Origin of the sequence: Pseudomonas sp. GM48 (genome assembly GCF_000282335.1) — a bacterium.
GTDB lineage: Bacteria > Pseudomonadota > Gammaproteobacteria > Pseudomonadales > Pseudomonadaceae > Aquipseudomonas.
In genome coordinates this window covers 1-21,612 of sequence record NZ_AKJM01000113.1, presented here as the reverse complement: position 1 = coordinate 21,612, position 21,612 = coordinate 1, and the positions used below count along the sequence as shown (strand labels likewise).

General features: G+C 62.0%; 2 protein-coding genes. Both read left to right on the top strand.

The window, feature by feature from the left end; translation table 11 throughout:
• The first annotated feature begins 73 nt into the window (after positions 1-73).
• Positions 74-10,867 (top strand): peroxidase family protein, encoded by a 10,794-nt coding sequence (locus PMI28_RS08745; protein WP_007989379.1) that lies wholly within the window; start codon positions 74-76, stop codon positions 10,865-10,867.
• A 966-nt stretch (positions 10,868-11,833) separates the two neighbouring features.
• A partial coding sequence (locus PMI28_RS08750; RefSeq protein WP_007989375.1) for a peroxidase family protein occupies positions 11,834-21,612 on the top strand: 9,779 nt, incomplete at its 3' end.

Here is a 21,612-nt window from a genome sequence, read left to right as displayed (position 1 = left end):
CACTAAACCACGCGTTTGCAGCCGTGTTTTATGCGTGTGGTTTCCTGATTAGTTAAGCATCGAGGAAACAGCCATGGCCAGCTTCATCAAGTCCGATCTCGAATTCATTCTCGAACAAATTTTCATCGCCGAACGGCATGCGGCAGGCGCGAGTCTGGCTGACATGCTGCCGAACGTAGAAGTACCCTTCGGCCTGCGCACCGTCACTGGCATCTTCAACAACCTGGCTGATCCCCAGTTCGGTGCCGCCGACAACTTCTTCCCGCGTATGACGACGCCGGTGTTCAATACCGCGCAGGTCCAGCCGGCGGGCTTCTTCGGCCCCGCCGATCCTGGCGGAACCACGCCGACTTCCTACCTGCAGACCAGCGGTTTCGTCTTTGACTCGCAGCCGCGTACCATCAGCAACCTGATCGTGGACCAGACCGCCAACAACCCGGCGGCGGTCGCGGCCGCAGCGGCCAATCCGGATTCTCAGGTCGTCACCAGTCCCGGACTGGATGGCCTGTTCGGCACCGCCGACGACGTTTCCGTCTTCCAGATCCCTAACATCACGCCGGACGCGGGTCTGACCGTACCGTTCAACCAGTGGATGACTTTCTTTGGCCAGTTCTTCGACCATGGCCTGGACCTGGTCACCAAGGGCGGCAGCGGCACAGTTTTTATTCCGCTGCAGCCGGATGACCCGTTATTCGTACCGGGCAGCCCGACCAACTTCATGGTGCTGACGCGCGCCACCAATCTGCCCGGCCCCGATGGCATTCTGGGCACCGCCGATGACATCCACGAGCAGAGCAACACCACCTCGCCGTTTGTCGACCAGAACCAGACCTACAGCTCGCATCCCTCGCACCAGGTGTTCCTGCGCGCGTATGAGCTCAACGCCGCTGGCGATCCGGTGGCCACTGGCAAGCTGATCACCAATCGTGACCTAGGCGCCGATGGGCAATTCGGCACCGCTGATGACGTCGAAATCGGTGGCATGGCCACCTGGGCAGTCGTCAAGGCCCAGGCCCGTGATCTGCTCGGTATCAACCTGACCGATGCGGACGTGTTCAACGTACCGCTGCTGGCAACCGATGCTTACGGTAACTTTATCAAGGGGCCTAACGGCCTCCCACAAGTCGTGATGATGGGCGCGGATGGCCTTCCCGGCACGGCCGATGACGTACTCGTCGAGGGTAACCGGGCCGCGCCAATCAGCCTGACGAACGCCGTGCGCACCGGTCACCAGTTCCTCATCGACATCGCCCACAGTGCCGATCCGACCGGCGGCCTGACGGCTGATGCGGACACCGTCATTGGCGGCCCGCAAGCCCCCGGTACCTACGACAACGAGCTGCTCGACAAGCACTACATTGCCGGTGACGGCCGGGTCAACGAGAACATCGGCCTGACCACGGTGCATGAGATCTTCCACAGCGAGCACAACCGGCTGATTGACCAGACCAAGGAGACAGTGCTGGCCTCCGCCGACCTCGACTTCCTGAACAAGTGGCTGATGCCCGACGCCCAACTGACAGCGCTGCCAGTGACGCCGGCCGACATCGCGGCCCTGCACTGGAACGGCGAGCGGTTGTTCCAGGCCGCCAAGTTCGGCACCGAGATGCAGTACCAGCACCTGGTGTTCGAAGAATTCGCGCGCACCATCCAGCCGCAAGTGGACGTCTTCCTGGCGCCTATGGGCAACGACACCACCATCAATCCGGCGATCGTCGCCGAGTTCGCGCACACGGTCTTTCGCTTCGGTCACTCGATGCTGCTGGAGACGGTCGATCGCTTCGACCCCAACTTCAACGTCGTCGGCGACGGCAATCCGGTTGACCCGGGCAATCAACAGACCGGCCTGATCGCGGCCTTCCTCAACCCTCTCGCGTTTGCTGCGAGCGGCCCAACTCCTGACCAGGCGGCTGGCGCCATCGTGCGCGGCATCACGCGGCAGGTCGGCAACGAGATCGACGAGTTTGTCACTGATGCTCTGCGCAACAATCTGGTTGGCCTGCCGCTCGACCTTCCCGCGCTCAACCTGGCGCGCGGCCGCGATGCCGGCATTCCGTCGCTGAACGCGGCGCGGCGCGAGTTCTACCACATGACCGGCGACAGCCAGTTGACCCCCTACACGAGCTGGGCCGATTTCGTGCAGCACATGAAGCACCCGGAATCGCTGGTCAACTTCATCGCCGCCTACGGCACGCACTCAACCATCACTAGCGCTACGACGCTGGCGGGCAAGCGCGCCGCGGCTGCAGACCTGGTGTTCGGCAGCGCCACGGCGCCGGCTGATCGCCTGGACTTCCTGCACAGTACCGGCGCCTGGGCCAGCACCGCTGGTGCGGACGGTATTTTGCACACCGCAGACGACGTGACCACCACCGGCCTGGACTCTGTCGACTTCTGGATCGGCGGCCTGGCCGAAGAGAAGATGCCCTTTGGCGGCCAGCTGGGTTCGAGCTTCAACTTCGTCTTCGAAACCCAGTTGGAAAACCTGCAGAATGGCGACCGCTTCTACTATCTGGCCCGCACCGCGGGACTCAACTTCGGCACTGAGCTTGAGAACAACTCGTTCGCCAATCTGGTGATGCTCAACAGCGACGCAACACACCTGCCGGCTAACATATTCCAGACGCCAGCCTTCATCCTGGAGGTCGACCCGACGCACCAGTTCAACCAGAGTGTGGTGGCCGGCCCGGATGGCGTCGTCGGCACGGCCGACGATCTGCCAGCCAACGCCGACCCCTTTGGCCCGTCGGACCACCCGATTGGCTCACCACGGATTGACCATTTCACGCCGCTGGTGATCCGCGACAACCCCGATACAGTGGGCCCGGATACCAACTATCTGCACTACACCGGCGGTGATACGGTCGTGCTTGGCGGCACGGCCGGCAATGACATCCTCATTGCCGGCGACTCGGACGACGACACCGTCTATGGCGACGCCGGCAATGACCGGCTCGACGGCGGCTACGGCAACGACAACATCTTCGGCGGCACCGGTGACGACATCATCACCGACATCGGCGGCGACGACGTCATTCGCGGCGAGGACGGCAACGACGTCATCCAGGCCGGTAACTCGACCCTCGCCGGCAACAATCTGGTCCTCGGCGGTGCGGGCAAAGACTTCATCATCACCACTGAAGACATCACGATGACCTTCGGCGGCGCGGGCGACGACTTTATCCTCGGCGCCAAGGTCAACCTCGCGCCGACCGGCAACGAAGGCGACGACTGGATCGAGGGCGGCACCCAGGACGGTGCGCCCGGCGATAACATGAGCCCAACTTTGACCGACGATGTGCCCGGCAACGACATCTTCATCGGCAAGGGCGGTTTCGATGAAATGATCGGTGAAGGCGGCGACGACATCTTCGTCGCCAGTGACGCTCAGGACAAGATGGACGGTATGTCCGGGTACGACTGGACCACCTACAAGAATGACCAGTACGGCGTGACCGTCGACATGGTAGTTCCCTTCTTCAGTCCCTATCACGCGGTGCCTGATGCTGCGGGCAATATCGTAGGCGCAGTGGGGCAGTCGCCGGATGCGGTTTATGACCGGTTCGCGGAAGTGGAGGGCCTGTCGGGGTCGGCCTTCGCCGACTTCCTGCGCGGCGATGAGCAAAACGCAGCCATCATCGCCAACATCACGGCCAGGGGCAGCATTCTCACCAACTTCGATCTCGTCAGCGGCCTGCGGGCCTTCGTCGGCAGTGCCGGTTTCGGTGCCGACGGTATCGGCGGGACGGCCGACGATCAGTTCGGTGCGGGCAACATCATCCTCGGCGGCGATGGCAGCGACATCATCGAAGGCCGTGGCGGCAGCGACCTCATCGACGGCGACAGTTGGCTCAACGTACGCATCAGCGTGCGGCAGAACATCGATGGCACCGGGCCAGAGATCGCCAGCTTCGACAGCATGACGCCGATGATCCCGCTCATGCTGAACGGTACCTACAATCCCGGCCAACTTGTCGCCGTGCGCGAAATCCTGCCCGGTACATCCGTAGGCGGGGCTGCGTTCGACACCGTCAACTTCATGGGGCCTCTGGCGAACTACACGATCGCCGTCAACGGCATCGTCGTCGATCCCGCCGTTCCCCTTGATATCGCCGGCACCGACATCGTCACCGTGACCGACAATGTCGGCAAGGAAGAAACCGACCGTCTCACCCATATCGAGCGGCTGCAGTTCTCCGATCAGGCAGTAGTCCTCGTGCAGGGGGTCAACGCCGAGCCTGTGGGTGCACTGACGGTCGATAACACCGCACCGACCGTGGGCCAGACCCTGACTGTGTCGGCGGCAGGCATCACTGATGGCGACAACGCGGGCGGGGCGATCCACAATTCCATCAGTTACATATGGCAGTTTGAAGCGGCACCGGGCTCGGGCGTCTTCGAGGACATCATCCTCGGGCCAGGCCGCATCGGTATCGGATTTACCAGAGCGGACAAGCCCACTTTCACGGTGACGTCGGATCTTGCCGGTCTGGCAATTCGCGTCAAAGCCTTCTATGCGGACGATAATGGCGTGACCGAGCAGGTATTCTCGGCACCCACTACCGCAGTAGTGGCCGCGGCACCGGCCCCGGTAGTGGCTCCTTCGCTGATCGATCCGCAGACCACTGCCCCAAGCAACGGTGTGCGTTACACGCAATCCGACCTGGCGTTCATCCTTGACCAGATCAAGATAGCGGAACACAACGCGGCCGGTGAGAACCTCAACACGCTGCTCGACAATGTACGGATGCCGTTCGGTTTGCGCACGGTCGAAGGGACGGAAAACAACCTGCTCCATCCCGAGTTCGGTGCCGCCGATAACGTATTCCCGCGCCTGACCACGCCGGACTTCCGCCCGGCCGACGCCGGCACGAGTTACACCCAGACCAGCGGCCTGGTGATCGATTCGCAGCCGCGCACCATCAGCAACCTGATCGTCGACCAGACCGCCAACAACCCGGCGGCGGTCGCGGCTACCTTCGATCCGGGTCTGGATGGCGTCCTTGGCACGGCTGACGATGTCCTCAAGGCCGGTGCGCAGGTGGTGACCGGAACCCGCACCGACGGCACCACGTTCCAGACCTTCTTCGATCCGAACGTGAGCCCCGACGCGGGCCTGACCGCACCCTTCAACCAATGGATGACCTTCTTCGGCCAGTTCTTCGACCATGGCCTGGACCTCGTCACCAAGGGCGGCTCGGGCACAGTGTTCATTCCGCTGCAGCCGGATGACCCGCTGTTCGTGCCCGGTAGCCCGACCAACTTCATGGTGCTGACACGCGCCACCAATCAGCCCGGCCCCGATGGCATTCTGGGCACGGCCGACGACATCCACGAGAACACCAACACCACCTCGCCGTTTGTCGACCAGAACCAGACCTACAGCTCGCATCCTTCGCACCAGGTGTTCCTGCGTGCCTATGAGCTCAACGCAGCGGGCGATCCGGTGGCTACCGGCAAGTTGATCGAAAATCGTGATCTGGGCGCCGATGGCGTGTTCGGTACGGCCGATGACGTCGGGATCGGTGGCATGGCCACCTGGAAGGTGGTCAAGGCGCAAGCCCATGATCTGCTCGGCATCAACCTCACCGATGCCGATTTCAACAACGTGCCATTGCTGGCGACCGACGCCTACGGCAATTTCATCAAGGGTCCGAACGGTTTCCCTCAGGTGGTGATGGTGGGCCCGGACGGCATTGCCGGCACGGCCGACGATGTGCTCGTTGAAGGCAATCCGGCGGCGCCCATCAGCCTGGCTAACGCCGCACGCACTGGCCATGCCTTCCTCAACGATATTGCGCACACCGCCGTTCCGGTGGACGACCAGACCGGCGCGGCACTCTTGCCCGATGCGGACAATGTCATTGGCGGTACGCCTGCGCCGGGCTTCTATGACAATGAACTGCTGGACGCGCACTACATTGCCGGCGACGGCCGGGTCAACGAGAACATCGGCCTGACCACCGTCCACTCCATCTTCCACCATGAGCACAACCGCTTGGTCGATCACACCAAGGATGTGGTCCTGGCGACAGCGGCAAGCGGCGACGTGTCGTTCCTGAACGAGTGGCTGCTGACACCTGTCACTGCCGTTCCCGCCGACACCTCGACCCTCGACTGGAACGGCGAGCGCCTGTTCCAGACCGCCAAGTTCGGCACCGAGATGCAGTACCAGCACCTGGTATTCGAGGAGTTCGCGCGCACTATCCAGCCGATGGTCGATCCCTTCTTCGCCCCGGGCCAGGTGTACGACACCGCGATCGATCCGAGCATCGTTGCCGAGTTCGCGCACACCGTCTATCGCTTCGGGCACTCGATGCTGCTGGAGCAGGTCGACCGGCTTGATCCGAACTTCGCCTCGAGCGATATCGGGCTGATCCAGGCCTTCCTCAACCCACTGGAGTTCGCAGGCAGCGGTCCGACCCCAGAACAGGCGGCCGGTGCCATCGTGCGCGGCGTGACTCGCCAGGTGGGCAACGAGATCGACGAGTTCGTCACTGAAGCCCTGCGCAACAACCTGCTGGGCCTGCCGCTCGATCTGCCCGCCATCAACCTGGCGCGCGGCCGCGATACCGGCATTCCGTCCCTGAACGCGGCGCGGCGGGAGTTCTATTTGCCCACCGGTGACGCAGAGCTCAAGCCCTATACCAGCTGGGCCGATTTCGTGCAGCACATGAAGCATCCGGAATCGCTGATCAACTTCATCGCCGCCTACGGTACGCACCCGACCATCACCGCCGCCACCACGCTGGCGGACAAGCGCGCCGCGGCTGCGGACCTGGTGCTCGGCGGTGCGACCGCACCGGCCGACCGTGTCGACTTCCTCAACAGCACCGGTGCCTGGACCAGCACCGCTGGTGCGGACGGCGTTTTGCACACGGCAGACGACGTGACCATCACCGGCCTGGATAACGTCGACTTCTGGGTTGGCGGGCTGGCCGAGGAGAAGATGCCCTTTGGCGGCATGCTCGGCTCGACCTTCAACTTCGTCTTCGAGAACCAGATGGAGAAACTCCAGGACGGTGACCGCTTCTACTATCTGGAGCGCACTGCCTCGATGGACTTTGGCGCCGAGCTTGAGAACAACACGTTCTCCGCGCTGGTCATGGCCAATACCGATGCAACACACCTCCCGGGCAGGGTTTTCCTGACGCCGGCCTACACTCTGGAGGTCAACCAGGCGAACCAGTACAACCCGAGTGTGATTGTCGGTCCCGATGGCATTCTCGGCACCGCCGACGATCTGCCGGCCAACGCCGATCCGTTTGGGCCGTCTAACCACCCGATTGGCTCACCACGCAGTGACTTCCTCACGCCACTGGTGATCCGCGACAATCCTGCCACGGTGGGCCCGGATACCAACTACCTGCACTACACCGGCGCCGATACCGTCGTGCTGGGCGGTACGCCCGGCAACGACATCCTCATTGCCGGCGACTCGGACGACGACACGGTCTATGGCGACGCCGGTAACGACCGGATCGATGGCGGCTACGGCAACGACCAACTCTTCGGCGGTACCGGTGACGACATCATCACGGACATGGGTGGCGACGACGTCATCCACGGCGAGGACGGCAACGACGTCATCCAGGGCGGCAACGGCCTCAATCTGATCCTTGGCCAGGCTGGCCAGGACTTCATCATCACCGGCGAGGACGCGGCCGACACCAGTGGCGGCCTGGGCAACGACTTCATCCTCGGCAGCAAGGCGAACGAATTCGCGCGCGGCGGCGAAGGTGACGACTGGATCCAGGGCGGATCCGCCGATGGTGTTGCCGGCGACAACTTCGACGCATTCGGGAACGATCCGATCAATGGCAATGACGTCTTCATGGGCGATGGCGGACCGGACAACTTCGACGGGGAGGGCGGTGATGACATCATGATCGGCAGCCCCAGCGAGGCGGACCGTTTCATCGGGTTCTCCGGTTACGACTGGGCGACCTTCAAGGACGATCCGGCCGGCGTGACCATCGGCCTCAACTCCAGGCTGCGCTTCTTCGACCAACCGGCGGTGCCTGGCTCCAACGCGTCGATCCTTGCCCGGTTGGACCTGGTGGAAGGGTTGTCGGGATCGTCCCACGCCGACTTCCTCAGCGGCGATGACTCCACTGCAGACTTGCTCGCCGTCGCTGGCGCCAAGGGCAGTGTACTCACCAACTTCGACCTCATCAGCGGTCTGCGGGCGTTCGTCGGTGCCGCTGCTGCTGGCGCCGATGGCATTGTGGGCACGGCCGACGATAAGTTCGACGGGGGCAACATCGTCCTGGGCGGTGCTGGCAGCGACGTCCTCGAAGGCCGTGGCGGCGATGACCTCATCGACGGTGACAAGTGGCTCAACGTACGCATCAGCGTACGGCAGAACATCGATGGCACTGGCCCGGAAATCGCCTCCTTCGATAACATGACGCCGCTGGTCCCGCTGATGTTGAACGGCACCTATAACCCCGGCCAGCTCCAGATCGTCCGCGAGATCCTGACGGCGCCCGGCCCCGACTTCGACACGGCGCTGTTCTCCGGCAATTTTGCGGATTACACCGTGGTCGAAAACGTCAACGGCACCGTTACGGTCACCGACAATGTCGCTGCCAGGGACGGGGTCGACACCCTCAGCAATATCGAGCGGCTGCAGTTCGCCGATCAGGCGCTCGTGCTCGGTGGTGTGAACTCGGCGCCAGTCGGTTCACTGACGATCGACGATCCCACGCCCACCGTCGGCCAGACGCTGACGGTATCGGCGGCAGACATCGCGGATGCCGACAATACCGCGACCGGCGGCGCGATCACCAGCCCCATCAGTTTCTTCTGGCAGTTCGAGCCGCGTGCGGGCTCGGGCGTCTTCGAAGACATCACCTTCTTTGCCGCCGGAGAGGTCGCGCGCGCAGAGGGAACGACTGTCACGGTGGGCTCGGAACTCAGGATCGCACCACCGGCGACCCTCATCGGCGCCGTGCCGGCTGTTCCTGAACTCGTCGTGCCAACCGGACTGGCTCTGCGCGTCAGGGCGGTCTACAAGGACGCCAATGGCGTGCTGGAGGAGGTGTTCTCGGCGCCGACCGCACCGATCACGGCGGCCGGTACCGGCACCGTCAATGTCCTGCCGGTTGGCACGGTGCTGATCAGCGATACGACCCCGACACCAGGCTCGGCCTTGACCGCCACGGATGCGTTCACCGACGCCAACGGGACCACGACCTCGGTGATTACCCATCAGTGGCAGGTGGGGAGCGGTGCGATCTTTGCCGACATCGCCGGCGCGACGGGCACGACCTTCACGCCCGACCCGACGCAGACAGGTCAGCAGCTGCGTGTCGTCGCGAGTTACGTCGATGACCTAGGCACGCTTGAGCGAGTCACCTCTGCCGCAACGACAGTGGTCGGTGATCTGTTTGTCGGTACCGCGGGTGTCGACATATGGACCGGCACGGCAGGCGACGACGTGGCCAGCGGAGGTGCTGGCGACGACATCCTGAACGGCTTGGGCGGCAACGACATCCTCAATGGTGACGCGGGCAATGACATTCTCATCGGCGGTGCGGGTGCCGATACCATGGCTGGCGGTGTTGGCGACGATATCTACGAAGTCACCGACCTTGGGGACGTGGTGACCGAGCTTGGCGGTGAGGGTATTGACACGGTCTGGACCTCGCTTGCCAGCTACACCCTGGGTGCCAACGTCGAAAATCTGTATTTCGGCGGCAGCGGCAACTTCGTGGGCACCGGCAACGCGCTCGACAACACGCTCGTGGGTGGTACGGGTAACGACGTCCTCATCGGCGGCGCAGGTGCCGACACGATGGCCGGCGGTGTCGGCAGCGATGTCTACGAAGTCACCGAGCTTGGGGATGTGGTGAGCGAGCTCGCCGGTGCCGGCAGCAGCGACACGGTCTGGACCTCGCTTGCGAGCTACACCCTGGGTGCCAACGTCGAGAATCTGTATTTCGGCGGTAGCGGCAACTTTGCGGGCACCGGCAACGCGCTCGACAACATGATCGTGGGAGGGGCGGGTAATGACGTCCTCGTCGGTGGCGCAGGTAACGACGTCCTCATCGGTGGCGCAGGTGCCGACACGATGGTCGGTGGCGTCGACAACGATACCTATGAAGTTACCGACCTTGGGGATGTGGTGACCGAGCTCGCCGGTTCCGGCAGCGACACGGTCTGGACCTCGCTTGCGAGCTACACCCTGGGTGCCAACATCGAAAATCTGTATTTCGGCGGCAGCGGCAACTTTGTGGGCAGCGGCAACGAGCTCGCCAACACGCTCGTGGGGGGCGCCGGTAACGACGGCCTCAGCAGTGGCTCAGGTAACGACATCATCATCGGTGGCGCAGGTGCCGACACGATGGCCGGCGGCGGTGGCGACGATATCTATGAAGTCGCCGATCTTGGGGACGTGGTGATCGAGCTCGCCGGTGCCGGCAGCGACACGGTCTGGACCTCGCTCGCGAGCTACACCCTGGGGGACAACGTCGAGAATCTGTTTTTCGGCGGCGGCGGCAATTTCGCGGGCAGCGGCAACGCGCTCGGCAACACGATCGTGGGCGGTGCGGGTAACGACGTTCTCACCGGCGGGGGCGGTAACGACGTGATGAGTGGCGGTGTCGCCGGCAACGATACGTTCGTGTTTGCTGCCGCGGGTTTCGGCAACGATACGATCCTGAACTTCGGAGCCAATCCGGCCGCAGGGCAGGACTTGCTCAATGTCACGGGGCTTGGGATCACCAGCGCGACGTTCGCTGCCAACGTGAGCATAACGGCTAACGGGGCGGACACGGTGGTTGGGATCGGGGCGGACGCCATCCGCCTTGTTGGTGTCAGCAGTGCGGCCGTTGATCAGACGGACTTCATTCTGGCCACCTGAGGTCCTGGTCAGTACTTTCGCAGGGAGCGTGGACAGCGGAGAGGAGGGCAATGGATGCCCTCCCTTTCTCCTTCCACTCAATTGCCTCATGACTGCATTCGGTGTGGGAATTCAGGGAGGGCTGAATCGACCAGGGTTTGCAGCGATAGCGATGAGCATGGCGTTGCAAGCTGCTCTCGCGCTTTGCGGGTCGAGGCAATGATTTCCTTGCGAGTTCGTTCTTTCTCTACTGCCCGGGACAGAACTGGCGCTCCTACACATTGAGCGATGACGGCCCATGCCGCATCAGTGCTATCGAGACGATCGGCCCAGGCTTTCTGTATTTGCTTCAGGCCTTTTTCGACGGCCACCCGTACCTCCGGTTCGGCGCGCGCAATCTCTCCACCCAAGGCTGGAAGGACATGAAAGGTACTTAGGCAGTTACGCGCTGCGACGTTATTCCTTTGTTATTAGCAGACCGGCAGTTAGAAATAACATTTCGCTCTATATCCGCACTCAGAATTCTATATGTCGTTTAAAAACAGCTAGTTGTGCGACCTAACACCGGTCGTCTGTTTTAACGACGTTAAATTGACAAAGTATTGCTATGGAACTTTAGTCTTAGTTATCGGGGGGCCCGCCCGCCTGAAGCTTGCCATCACTTTGGCAACGCAAGGCGCGGTGACTCTCCTGAGAGGAGCAGAGCTATGTCGATCATTTCGTTCTTTTGCAGAGGGAAGGGGCTGTCCAGGACGTTCGCCTTCACTTCCAGACTCCATGACCCGCCCAGGGCCCGGATTCGCTCTGCCTGATCGCCCGGCGAGCAATTCATTTCGCGAATTCCAGGCGTGTATTCCGGGTCCCGGGTAACGCCAGATCTCTCGTAAAAAAACATAACCAACAAACTGCGCAAGCCAGCACTTGACTTGGCGCGGGAGGGTTTTCTCGTCCCGTGCCTTTACCCAAATAGATCGAGGGCAATCCAAAATGGCCAATTTCAGCAAGTCGGACCTGGAGTTCATCCTTAAGCAAATCTTTATCGCAGAAGCGAATGCCGACGGCGCAAGCCTCATTGATTTGCTTCCCAACTCTCAGGTGCCGTTCGGCCTGCGTACCGTCGATGGCAGCTTCAACAACCTGGTCACCGGCCAGAGCGAGTTTGGCGCCGCGGACAATGCCTTCCCGCGCCTGCTTGATCCTTCCTTTCTGTCGCCGGCATACGCCGGGACAGGGTCGGTGACCGATCCGCAACCGCGGATTATCAGTAACCTGATCGTCGACCAGACCGCCAATAACCCGGCGGCCTATGCCGCCGCTTTCGACCCGGGCCTGGACGGTGTGCTCAACTTCGGCACGGCGGGTAACGACGACGTACTCAAAGATGGCGTACAGATCGTCACCAGCCCCGGGCTGGATGGCGTGTTCGGCACGGCCGATGACAAGGACGTGTTCTTCATGCCCAACGTGTCGCCGGACGTCGGTCTGACCGCCAGCTTCAACTCGTGGATGACTTTCTTCGGCCAGTTCTTCGACCACGGTCTTGACCTGGTCACCAAGAGCGCTACCGACTTCGTATTTATTCCGCTGCAGCCGGACGATCCGTTGTTCGTACCGGGCAGCCCGACCAACTTCATGGTGTTGCCACGTGCGGTGCGTACTGCCGGCGCGGACGGAATACTCGGCACTACCGATGATGGCCAGCCCAACACCACTTCGCCGTTCGTGGACCAAAGCCAGACCTACAGCTCGCACCCGTCGCATCAGGTGTTCCTGCGTGAGTACGTCCTCAACGCGGCAGGCGATCCTGTTGCAACCGGACGCTTGATTACCAACCGCGATCTTGGCCCCGATGGCCTGTTCGGCACTGCCGATGATGGCAGCGGCGAAAATGGCGGCATGGCGACCTGGAAGGTGGTCAAGGCCCAGGCCCGTGACATTCTCGGCATCAACCTGACCGACGCCGATGTACACAACGTGCCGTTGCTGGCAACCGATGCGTACGGCAACTTCATCCGCGGGCCGAACGGCATGCCGCAGGTGGTGATCCGCATCAGTAACGGTGCCGATGGCATTGCCGGGACAGCTGATGACGTCACTCAACTGGTCGAAGGCAACCGGGCAGCTCCCATCAGTCTGGCCAACGCCGTGAGCACCGGGCATGGTTTCCTCGACGACATTGCCCACAATGCTGCGCCGGTTATCGTCGGCGGGGTTCTGCAGGCGGATGCCGACACGGCTGTCGGCAATGCGCAGCCCGTTGGCCCTGGCGGCAACAACCTGACCTATGACAATGAACTGCTCGACGCCCACTACATTGCCGGCGACGGCCGGGTCAACGAGAACATCGGCCTGACCACCGTGCACCATGTGTTCCACTCCGAGCACAACCGCCTGGTCCAGCAATCCAAGGACACCATCCTGGCTTCCGGCGACCTGGCCTTCCTCAATGAGTGGCTGGTGGACGACGTGGCCGCGATTCCGACTACACCCGCCGAGATCGCAGCGCTGGTGTGGGACGGTGAACGGCTGTTCCAGGCTGCCAAGTTCGGCACCGAGATGCAGTACCAGCACCTGGTGTTCGAGGAGTTCGCGCGGACCATTCAGCCGCAGGTGGACGAATTCCTTGCGCCCAGCGGGTATGACACCTCGATCAACCCGGCAATCCTCGCCGAGTTCGCCCACGTGGTGTACCGCTTCGGTCACTCGATGTTGACCGAGACCGTCGATCGCTTCGATCCCGCGTTCAATCCGCTCCTCACTAACCCGGCCAACCCGGATTCGCAACTGGGGCTGATTGCGGCCTTCCTCAACCCGCTGGCGTTTGCCGGCAGCGGGGTGACTGCGGATCAGGCGGCAGGTGCGATCGTTCGCGGTGTGACCCGCCAGGTCGGCAACGAGATCGATGAGTTCGTCACCGAAGCGTTGCGCAACAACCTGCTCGGTCTGCCGCTCGATCTGCCGAGCCTGAACCTGGCGCGTGGTCGCGACACTGGCATCCCTACCTTGAACGAGGCGCGCCGTGAGTTCTACGCATCAACCGGCGACAGCCAACTCAAGCCGTACATCAGTTGGGCTGACCTGGCGGACAGCCTCAAGCACCCCGAGTCGCTGGTGAACTTCATTGCAGCCTTTGGCACGCATAGCTCGATCACGGCGGCGACCACGCTGGCAGACAAACGCGCTGCAGCCTTTGCGCTGGTATTCAATGTTGCGGGTTCGCCGGCTGACCGCCTGGACTTCCTCAACAGCACGGGTGCCTGGGCCAACGTAACGACAGCGGGCAGGGATGGAGTTCTGGGTACTGCAGATGACCTGACGGGCGTGACGATCACGGGCGTCGACGACATCGACTTCTGGGTCGGTGGCCTCGCCGAACAGAAGATGCCGTTCGGCGGCATGCTCGGCTCGACGTTCAACTTCGTGTTTGAAACCCAGATGGAAGCGCTGCAGAACGGTGACCGCTTCTACTACCTGTCGCGTACCGCGGGCCTGAACTTCGGCACTGAGCTTGAGAACAACTCCTTTGCCAAGCTGATCATGCTCAACACCGATGTCACCCACCTGGCAAACACCGTGTTCCTGACGCCGACATTCACCCTTGAAGTGAATCAGGCCAATCAGTTCACCGGCCTTGGTTTGGATAGCCGCGCCGATCCGACGGGCGGCATCATGATCAACGGCGTGGAAGTCGTGCCGCTGGTGATTCGCGACAATCCCGACACTGTCGGTCCGGACACCAATTATCTGCAGTACACCGGTGAAGACCATATCGTCATGGGCGGCACCGCCGGCAATGACATCATCATTTCCGGTGACGGCGATGACACCATTTACGGCGACGCCGGCAACGACCGCCTCGAAGGCGGTGCCGGTAACGATGCGGTACTGGGTGGCGCGGGCGATGACATCATTTCCGACTCGTTCGGTGACAACCGTCTGGAAGGTAATGCCGGTAACGATGTGATCGTGGTCGGCAGCATGCTTGCTGCAGGCAACCTGATCCTGGGTGGCGACGGCCAGGACTTCATCATCACCACCGAAGACATCAGCACCACCTTTGGCGGCCAGGGTGACGACTTCATCCTCGGTGCCAAGACCAACCTGCCACCTACCGGCAACGAAGGTGATGACTGGATCGAGAAGGGCACCCAGGACGGTGCGCCTGGCGATAACTTCTCGCCGCTGCTCAATGACGATGTGATCGGCAACGATATCTTTGTCGGTGGTGGCGGCTTCGACGAAATGATCGGCGAGGGTGGCGACGACATCTTTGTCGGCAGCGATGCCCAGGACAAGATGGACGGCATGTCCGGTTTCGACTGGGTGACCTACAAGAACGACAAGGTTGGCGTGACCGTTGACCTGAGCCTTGCCGCACTGGCGCAGCCACATGGTAATGCACCAAACCAGAATGCCGGCGTATTCAATCCGGTCGGAGCCTCGCCAGCCTCGATTCTCGACCGTTTTGCCGAGGTCGAAGGTTTGTCCGGTTCGAGCTTCGGCGATGTGCTCAAAGGCGACGATGTTGATGCAGTCACTATCATCAACCACGGCGGTACCACGGGCAGTGCGCTGACCAATGTCGCGTTGATTCGCGGCCTGGACCAGTTCCTCGCCGATGCCGGATTGCCGGTCACCGGCTTTGCCACTGGCAACATCATCCTCGGTGGCAATGGCAGTGACCTGATCGAGGGCCGCGGTGGCGATGATCTGATCGACGGCGACAAATGGATCAACGTCAGAATTGCCGTTTATGCCCCTGGTGATGTCAACCATACCGGTCCCGAAATCGCCAGCTTCGACAGCATGGTCGACATGATCCCGTTCATGCTGGATCGCACCTATAACCCTGGTCAGCTCAAGGCCGTGCGGGAAATCATGCCCGGCACTTCGACGGGCGGGGCGGCCTTCGACACCGCCATTTTCTCCGGGATTGCGTCGGAGTATACGGTTACCGTTGACAACCGCGGTACGGCCAGTGTGGCGGACGATGTCTGGACAGTGGCCGATAACGTAGCGGGCCGCGATGGCACCGATACCCTGCTGCATATCGAACGCCTGCAGTTTGCCGATACCCAGCAAGTGCTGGTGCCAGGGCAGAATGCACAACCGGTTGGCAGACCTACCGTTACTGATGGAAACGGCGGGGCGATAACGGTGGGCGACACGCTGACGGTCAGCGTGGCCGGGGTGCGTGATGGCAACAACGTCGCACCGGGTAATCCGCAGGGGTTCATCACCAACTCCTCGGTGTCCTACATCTGGCAGTTCGAGGCCACTCCAGGCAGCGGCGTATTCGAGGACATCATCCTGTTGCCGGCTGGCGACCTGGCGTTCCAAAGCGCCGATGGTACCGCGTTCAAGGTTTCTCCTGACCTTGCCGGGTTGTCGTTGCGGGTCAAGGCGATCTATCAGGATGGTCACGGCACCACGGAGATCCTGTTCTCCACGCCGACAGCTACCGTAGTTGCCGGTGCACCGGTCACGCCAACGCCGCTGGTACCTGTAGTCGATGCCACCGCGGGTGGCGCGGGTCTTCACATGGTCCGCTCCGACCTCAACTTCATTCTTGACCAGATCAAGATTGCCGAGGCAGATGCGGCCGGTCAGGACATCCTCTCGCTGATCCCGAATATCCGTGCGCCATTAGGGCTGCGTACGGTCGACGGGTCGAACAACAACCTGATGAACCTCAACGGCAACAACCACACCGAGTTTGGTGCCGCCGATAACGTCTTCCCGCGCTTGACCGATCCGGTCTTCAATCCGGCGGAAGGGGGAACGTCGTATACGCAGACCAGCGGCCTTGTGATTGACTCGCAGCCGCGCACCATCAGTAACCTGATCGTCGATCAGACGGCGAACAACCCGGCGGCCTATGCCACGGCTTTCGACCCGGGCTTGAACGGTGTGCTCGACTTCGGCGCGGTGGGTAATGACGACGTACTCAAGGATGGCGTACAGATAGTCGCCAGCCCCGGCCTGGATGGTCAGTTCGGTACTGCCGATGATCACGATGTGTACTTTTTCGAGAACGTTGCGGCGGATGCGGGGTTGTCTGCGCCGTTCAACGCCTGGATGACCTTCTTCGGGCAGTTCTTCGATCATGGCCTGGACCTGGTCACCAAAGGTGGTTCGGGCACCGTGTTCATCCCGTTGCAACCGGATGATCCGTTGTTCGTACCGGGCAGCCCGACCAACTTCATGGTGCTGACCCGCGCGACCAACCTGCCAGGACCGGATGGCGTTCTCGGTACGGCCGACGATATTCATGAGCACACCAACACCACCTCGCCGTTCGTGGACCAGAACCAGACCTACAGCTCGCACCCGTCGCACCAGGTGTTCCTGCGCGCCTATCAGATGACCGATAGCGGCCCGATAGCGACCGGCAGACTGATCACCAACCGTGATCTGGGAGTGGATGGCCAGTTTGGTACCGCGGACGACGTCGAAATTGGTGGCATGGCCACCTGGAAGGTGGTCAAGGCGCAGGCCCGTGACATTCTCGGCATCAACCTGACCGACGCCGACGTCGATAACGTCCCGTTGTTGGCGACTGACGCCTATGGCAATTTCATCAAGGGGCCGAACGGCTTCCCGATGATCGTGATGAAGGGTGCTGACGGTCTGGATGGCACGCCTGATGACGTCCTTGTCGAAGGCAATCCGCTTGCTCCCGTTGACCTGAACAATGCTGTGCGCACCGGTCATCAGTTCCTCGTCGACATTGCCCACAATGCCGTGCCGGTAATCGTCGGTGGGGTTCTGCAGGCGGATGCCGACACGGCTGTCGGCAATGCGCAGCCCGTTGGCCCGGGCGGCAACAACCTGACCTTTGACAACGAACTGCTCGACGCTCACTACATGGCCGGCGACGGCCGGGTCAACGAGAACATCGGCCTGACTGCGGTGCATGCGATCTTCCACTCCGAGCACAACCGCCTGGTCCAGCAAACCAAGGACACCGTGCTCGATTCGGGTGACGTGGCCTTCCTCAACGAGTGGCTGCTCAATCCGGTGGCTGCGTTGCCAACCACCCAGGCTGAGTTCGATGCGCTAGTGTGGAACGGCGAGCGCTTGTTCCAGGCTGCCAAGTTCGGCACCGAGATGCAGTATCAGCACCTGGTGTTCGAAGAGTTTGCGCGGACCATCCAGCCCAACATCGACCTGTTCTTCGCGCCGACCCAGGTCTATGACGTCGACCTCGATGCCTCGATCGTCGCCGAGTTCGCCCATACCGTGTATCGGTTTGGCCACTCGATGCTGACCGAGACCGTCGATCGCTTCGATATTGATTTCAACGTGGTAGGCGACGGCAATCCGAATGCCCTGGGCAATCAACAGACCGGCCTGATCGCGGCATTCCTCAACCCGTTGGCGTATGCCGCCAGCGGGGTGTCGCCAGAGGATGCGACCAGTGCGATCATACGTGGGGTGACCCGGCAAGCCGGTAACGAAATCGACGAGTTCGTCACTGATGCGCTGCGCAGTAACCTGCTCGGCTTGCCGCTCGACCTGCCGGCGCTCAACATCGCCCGTGGCCGCGACGTGGGGATTCCCTCACTCAACGCGATTCGCCGCGACATCTACGGCCAAACCGGTGATACCCAACTCAAGCCGTACACCAGCTGGGTCGATCTGGTACAGCATCTCAAGCATCCGGAGTCGTTGATCAACTTCATTGCGGCCTATGGCACGCATGACACGATCACCGCGGCGACCACGTTGGTAGACAAACGCGCTGCAGCACTGGCGCTGGTCTTGGGTGGTGCGGGTGCGCCGGCTGACCGCCTGGACTTCCTCAACAGCACCGGTGCTTTTGCCAACGTAACGCTGGCTGGCGCGGATGGGGTGGTGGGTACTGCCGACGATCTGAAGAATGTGACTGTCACGGGCGTCGATGCCATCGACCTGTGGATCGGCGGCCTGGCCGAAGCGAAAACTCCGTTCGGCGGCATGCTCGGCTCGACCTTCAACTTCGTGTTCGAGAACCAGCTGGAAAAACTGCAGGACGGCGACCGCTTCTACTACCTGGAGCGTACCTCTGGCCTGTCGATGAATGCGGAACTTGAAAGCAACTCGTTCGCCAAGCTGATCATGGCCAACACCTCGGCCACGCACTTGCCGGGCCTGGTGTTCTCGGACATGGCGTTCTATCTGGAAGTGGACCCGGGCAAGCAATTCAACGAGGGCCTGCTCGCGGCCGATCCGCTTGGCCCGACTGGTGAGCAAGTGGTATTCCGCGACAACCCGCTGACCGTGGGGCTGGATACCAACTACATCAAGTACACAGGTGCCGAACACATCGTGCTGGGTGGCACAGACAACGCAGACATCCTCATCTCCAGTGAAGGCGATGACACGGTCTGGGGGGATGGCGGCAACGATCGCATCGATGGCGGTGACGGCAACGACCAGCTGCGCGGGGGCGCCGGCGACGACATCATCACCGACACTGGCGGCGACGATAACATCCAGGGTGGCGACGGCAACGACGTGCTGCACGGAGGCAACGGTATCAACCTGATCATTGGCGGGTTCGGCAACGACTTCATCGTGACTGGTGAAGATGCCTCCGAAGCCATTGGTGGCCAGGGCAACGACTTCATCCTGGGCAGCAAAGCCAACGAACAGGACATGGGTAACGAAGGCGACGACTGGATTGAGAAGGGCACTTCGGACGGTGCGCCTGGCGACAACTTCGATCCACTCGGCAATGATCCGGTAATCGGCAACGATGTATTCGTCGGCGGCAACGAGAACGACAAGTTCAACGGCGAAGGTGGCGACGACATCATGGTCGGCAGTCTCGGCTTCGGTGACCGCTATATCGGCGGCTCGGGCTATGACTGGGCGACCTTCAAGGATCTCGCCCAGGGCGTGACCATCGATTACAGCGACCGCTTCTTCGATGTGCCTGTGCAGCCGGGTTCGGGAGCCTCGGCGCTGGTGCGTTTCGACATCATGGAAGGCCTGTCGGGTTCGTCCCACGGTGACTTCCTGCGCGGTGATAACGAAGATGCGACATCGCTACCCACCGCGGGTGCAACCGGCAGTGTGCTGACCAACATCAGCCTGATCGGTGGTCTGGCGGGTCTACTGCCTGTCGGAGCGACGTTCTTCGACGGTGGCAACATCATCCTCGGTGGCAGCGGCAGCGACCTCATCGAAGGCCGCGGTGGTGACGACATCATCGATGGTGACAAGTGGCTGAACGTACGCATCAGCGTACGGGCAAACGCTGATGGCACTGGCGCGGAAATCGCCACGTTCGACAGCATGGCGCCGATGGTTCAGGCGATGCTGAACGGTACTTACAACCCGGGCCAACTGGTCATTGTGCGGGAGATTCTGACCGGCACTGACAGTTTCGACACCGCGGTGTTCTCCGGTAATGCGTCGGAGTACAGCGTTGCTGTCGATGGCAACGCCGTCATCGTGACCGACCTGGTGGCGGGGCGTGATGGCGTGGATCGGCTGACGGGAATCGAGCGTCTGCAGTTCGCCGACCAGGCGCAGGCGTCCGGGGTTGGCACCGCCTTGAACAGTGGTCCTGTGGGGCGTCTGGCAATCCTCGATGCTACCACTGGTGCACGTACGGACGCGTCTGTCGCCGGCCAACTGCTGCGCGTCAGCGACCAGTCGGTCCGCGACGCGGACAACGTGAGTGCGGCCAATCCGACCGGCGCGGTTACCGGTCCCGTGGCTTACTACTGGCAGGTCGAAAACGTTGCGGGCTCGGGTATCTTTGAAGACATCACCTTTTTTGCCGCCGGTGAGGTATCGCGGGCGGTCGGCGCCACCTATCGGGTGGCGGATGATGTCGCCGGTCTGAACATCCGCGTTCGGGCGGTGTATCAGGATGCCCAGGGTACGCTGGAGATCGTCGACTCGTCGGGGAACAACGCACCGACTGCCGGGCCGACCATCCTCGGGCTTGCGTTTCCGGACCAGGTGTTGACCGCCGACACGTCGACTATCATCGACGTCGATGGCCTCAGCAATCCGCAGTTCACCTTCCAGTGGCAGGAGACCAACGGGGTCACCTTCGTCGACATCGTCGGAGCCACCGCCAGCACGTTCACGCTTGGTCAGGCTCAGGTCGGCGATCAGGTGCGCGTGGTGGTCAGTTACGTGGATGACTTCGGTGCGGCCGAAAGCATTGCGTCCGACGCTACGGCCCCGGTGGCCGCCGGTGATGTGTTTGTCGGTACTGCCGGTGTCGACATATGGACCGGCACGACAGGCGACGACATTGCCAGCGGAGGTGCTGGCAACGACATCCTGAACGGCTTGGGCGGCAACGACCTCCTCAATGGTGACGCGGGCAATGACGTTCTCATCGGCGGTACGGGTGCCGACACCATGGCGGGAGGTCTCGGCGACGATATCTTCGAAGTCACCGACCTTGGGGACGTGGTGACCGAGCTTGGCGGTGAGGGTGTTGACACGGTCTGGACCTCGCTCGCGAGCTACACCCTGAGCGCCAACGTCGAGAATCTGTTTTTCGGCGGCAGCGGCAACTTCGCGGGTACCGGCAACGCGCTCGCCAACACGCTCGTGGGTGGTACGGGTAACGACGTCCTCATCGGCGGCGCAGGTGCCGACACGATGGCCGGCGGTGGCGGCAGCGATATCTACGAAGTCACCGACCTTGGGGATCAGGTGATCGAGTTCGCCGGTGCCGGCAACGACACGGTCTGGACCTCGCTCGCAAGCTACACCCTGGGTGCCAACGTCGAGAATCTGTTTTTCGGCGGCAG

Excerpts from the sequence above, each read along its gene's own strand:
- PMI28_RS08745 (WP_007989379.1), top strand. The coding sequence starts at position 74 with ATGGCCAGCTTCATCAAGTCCGATCTCGAATTCATTCTCGAACAAATT.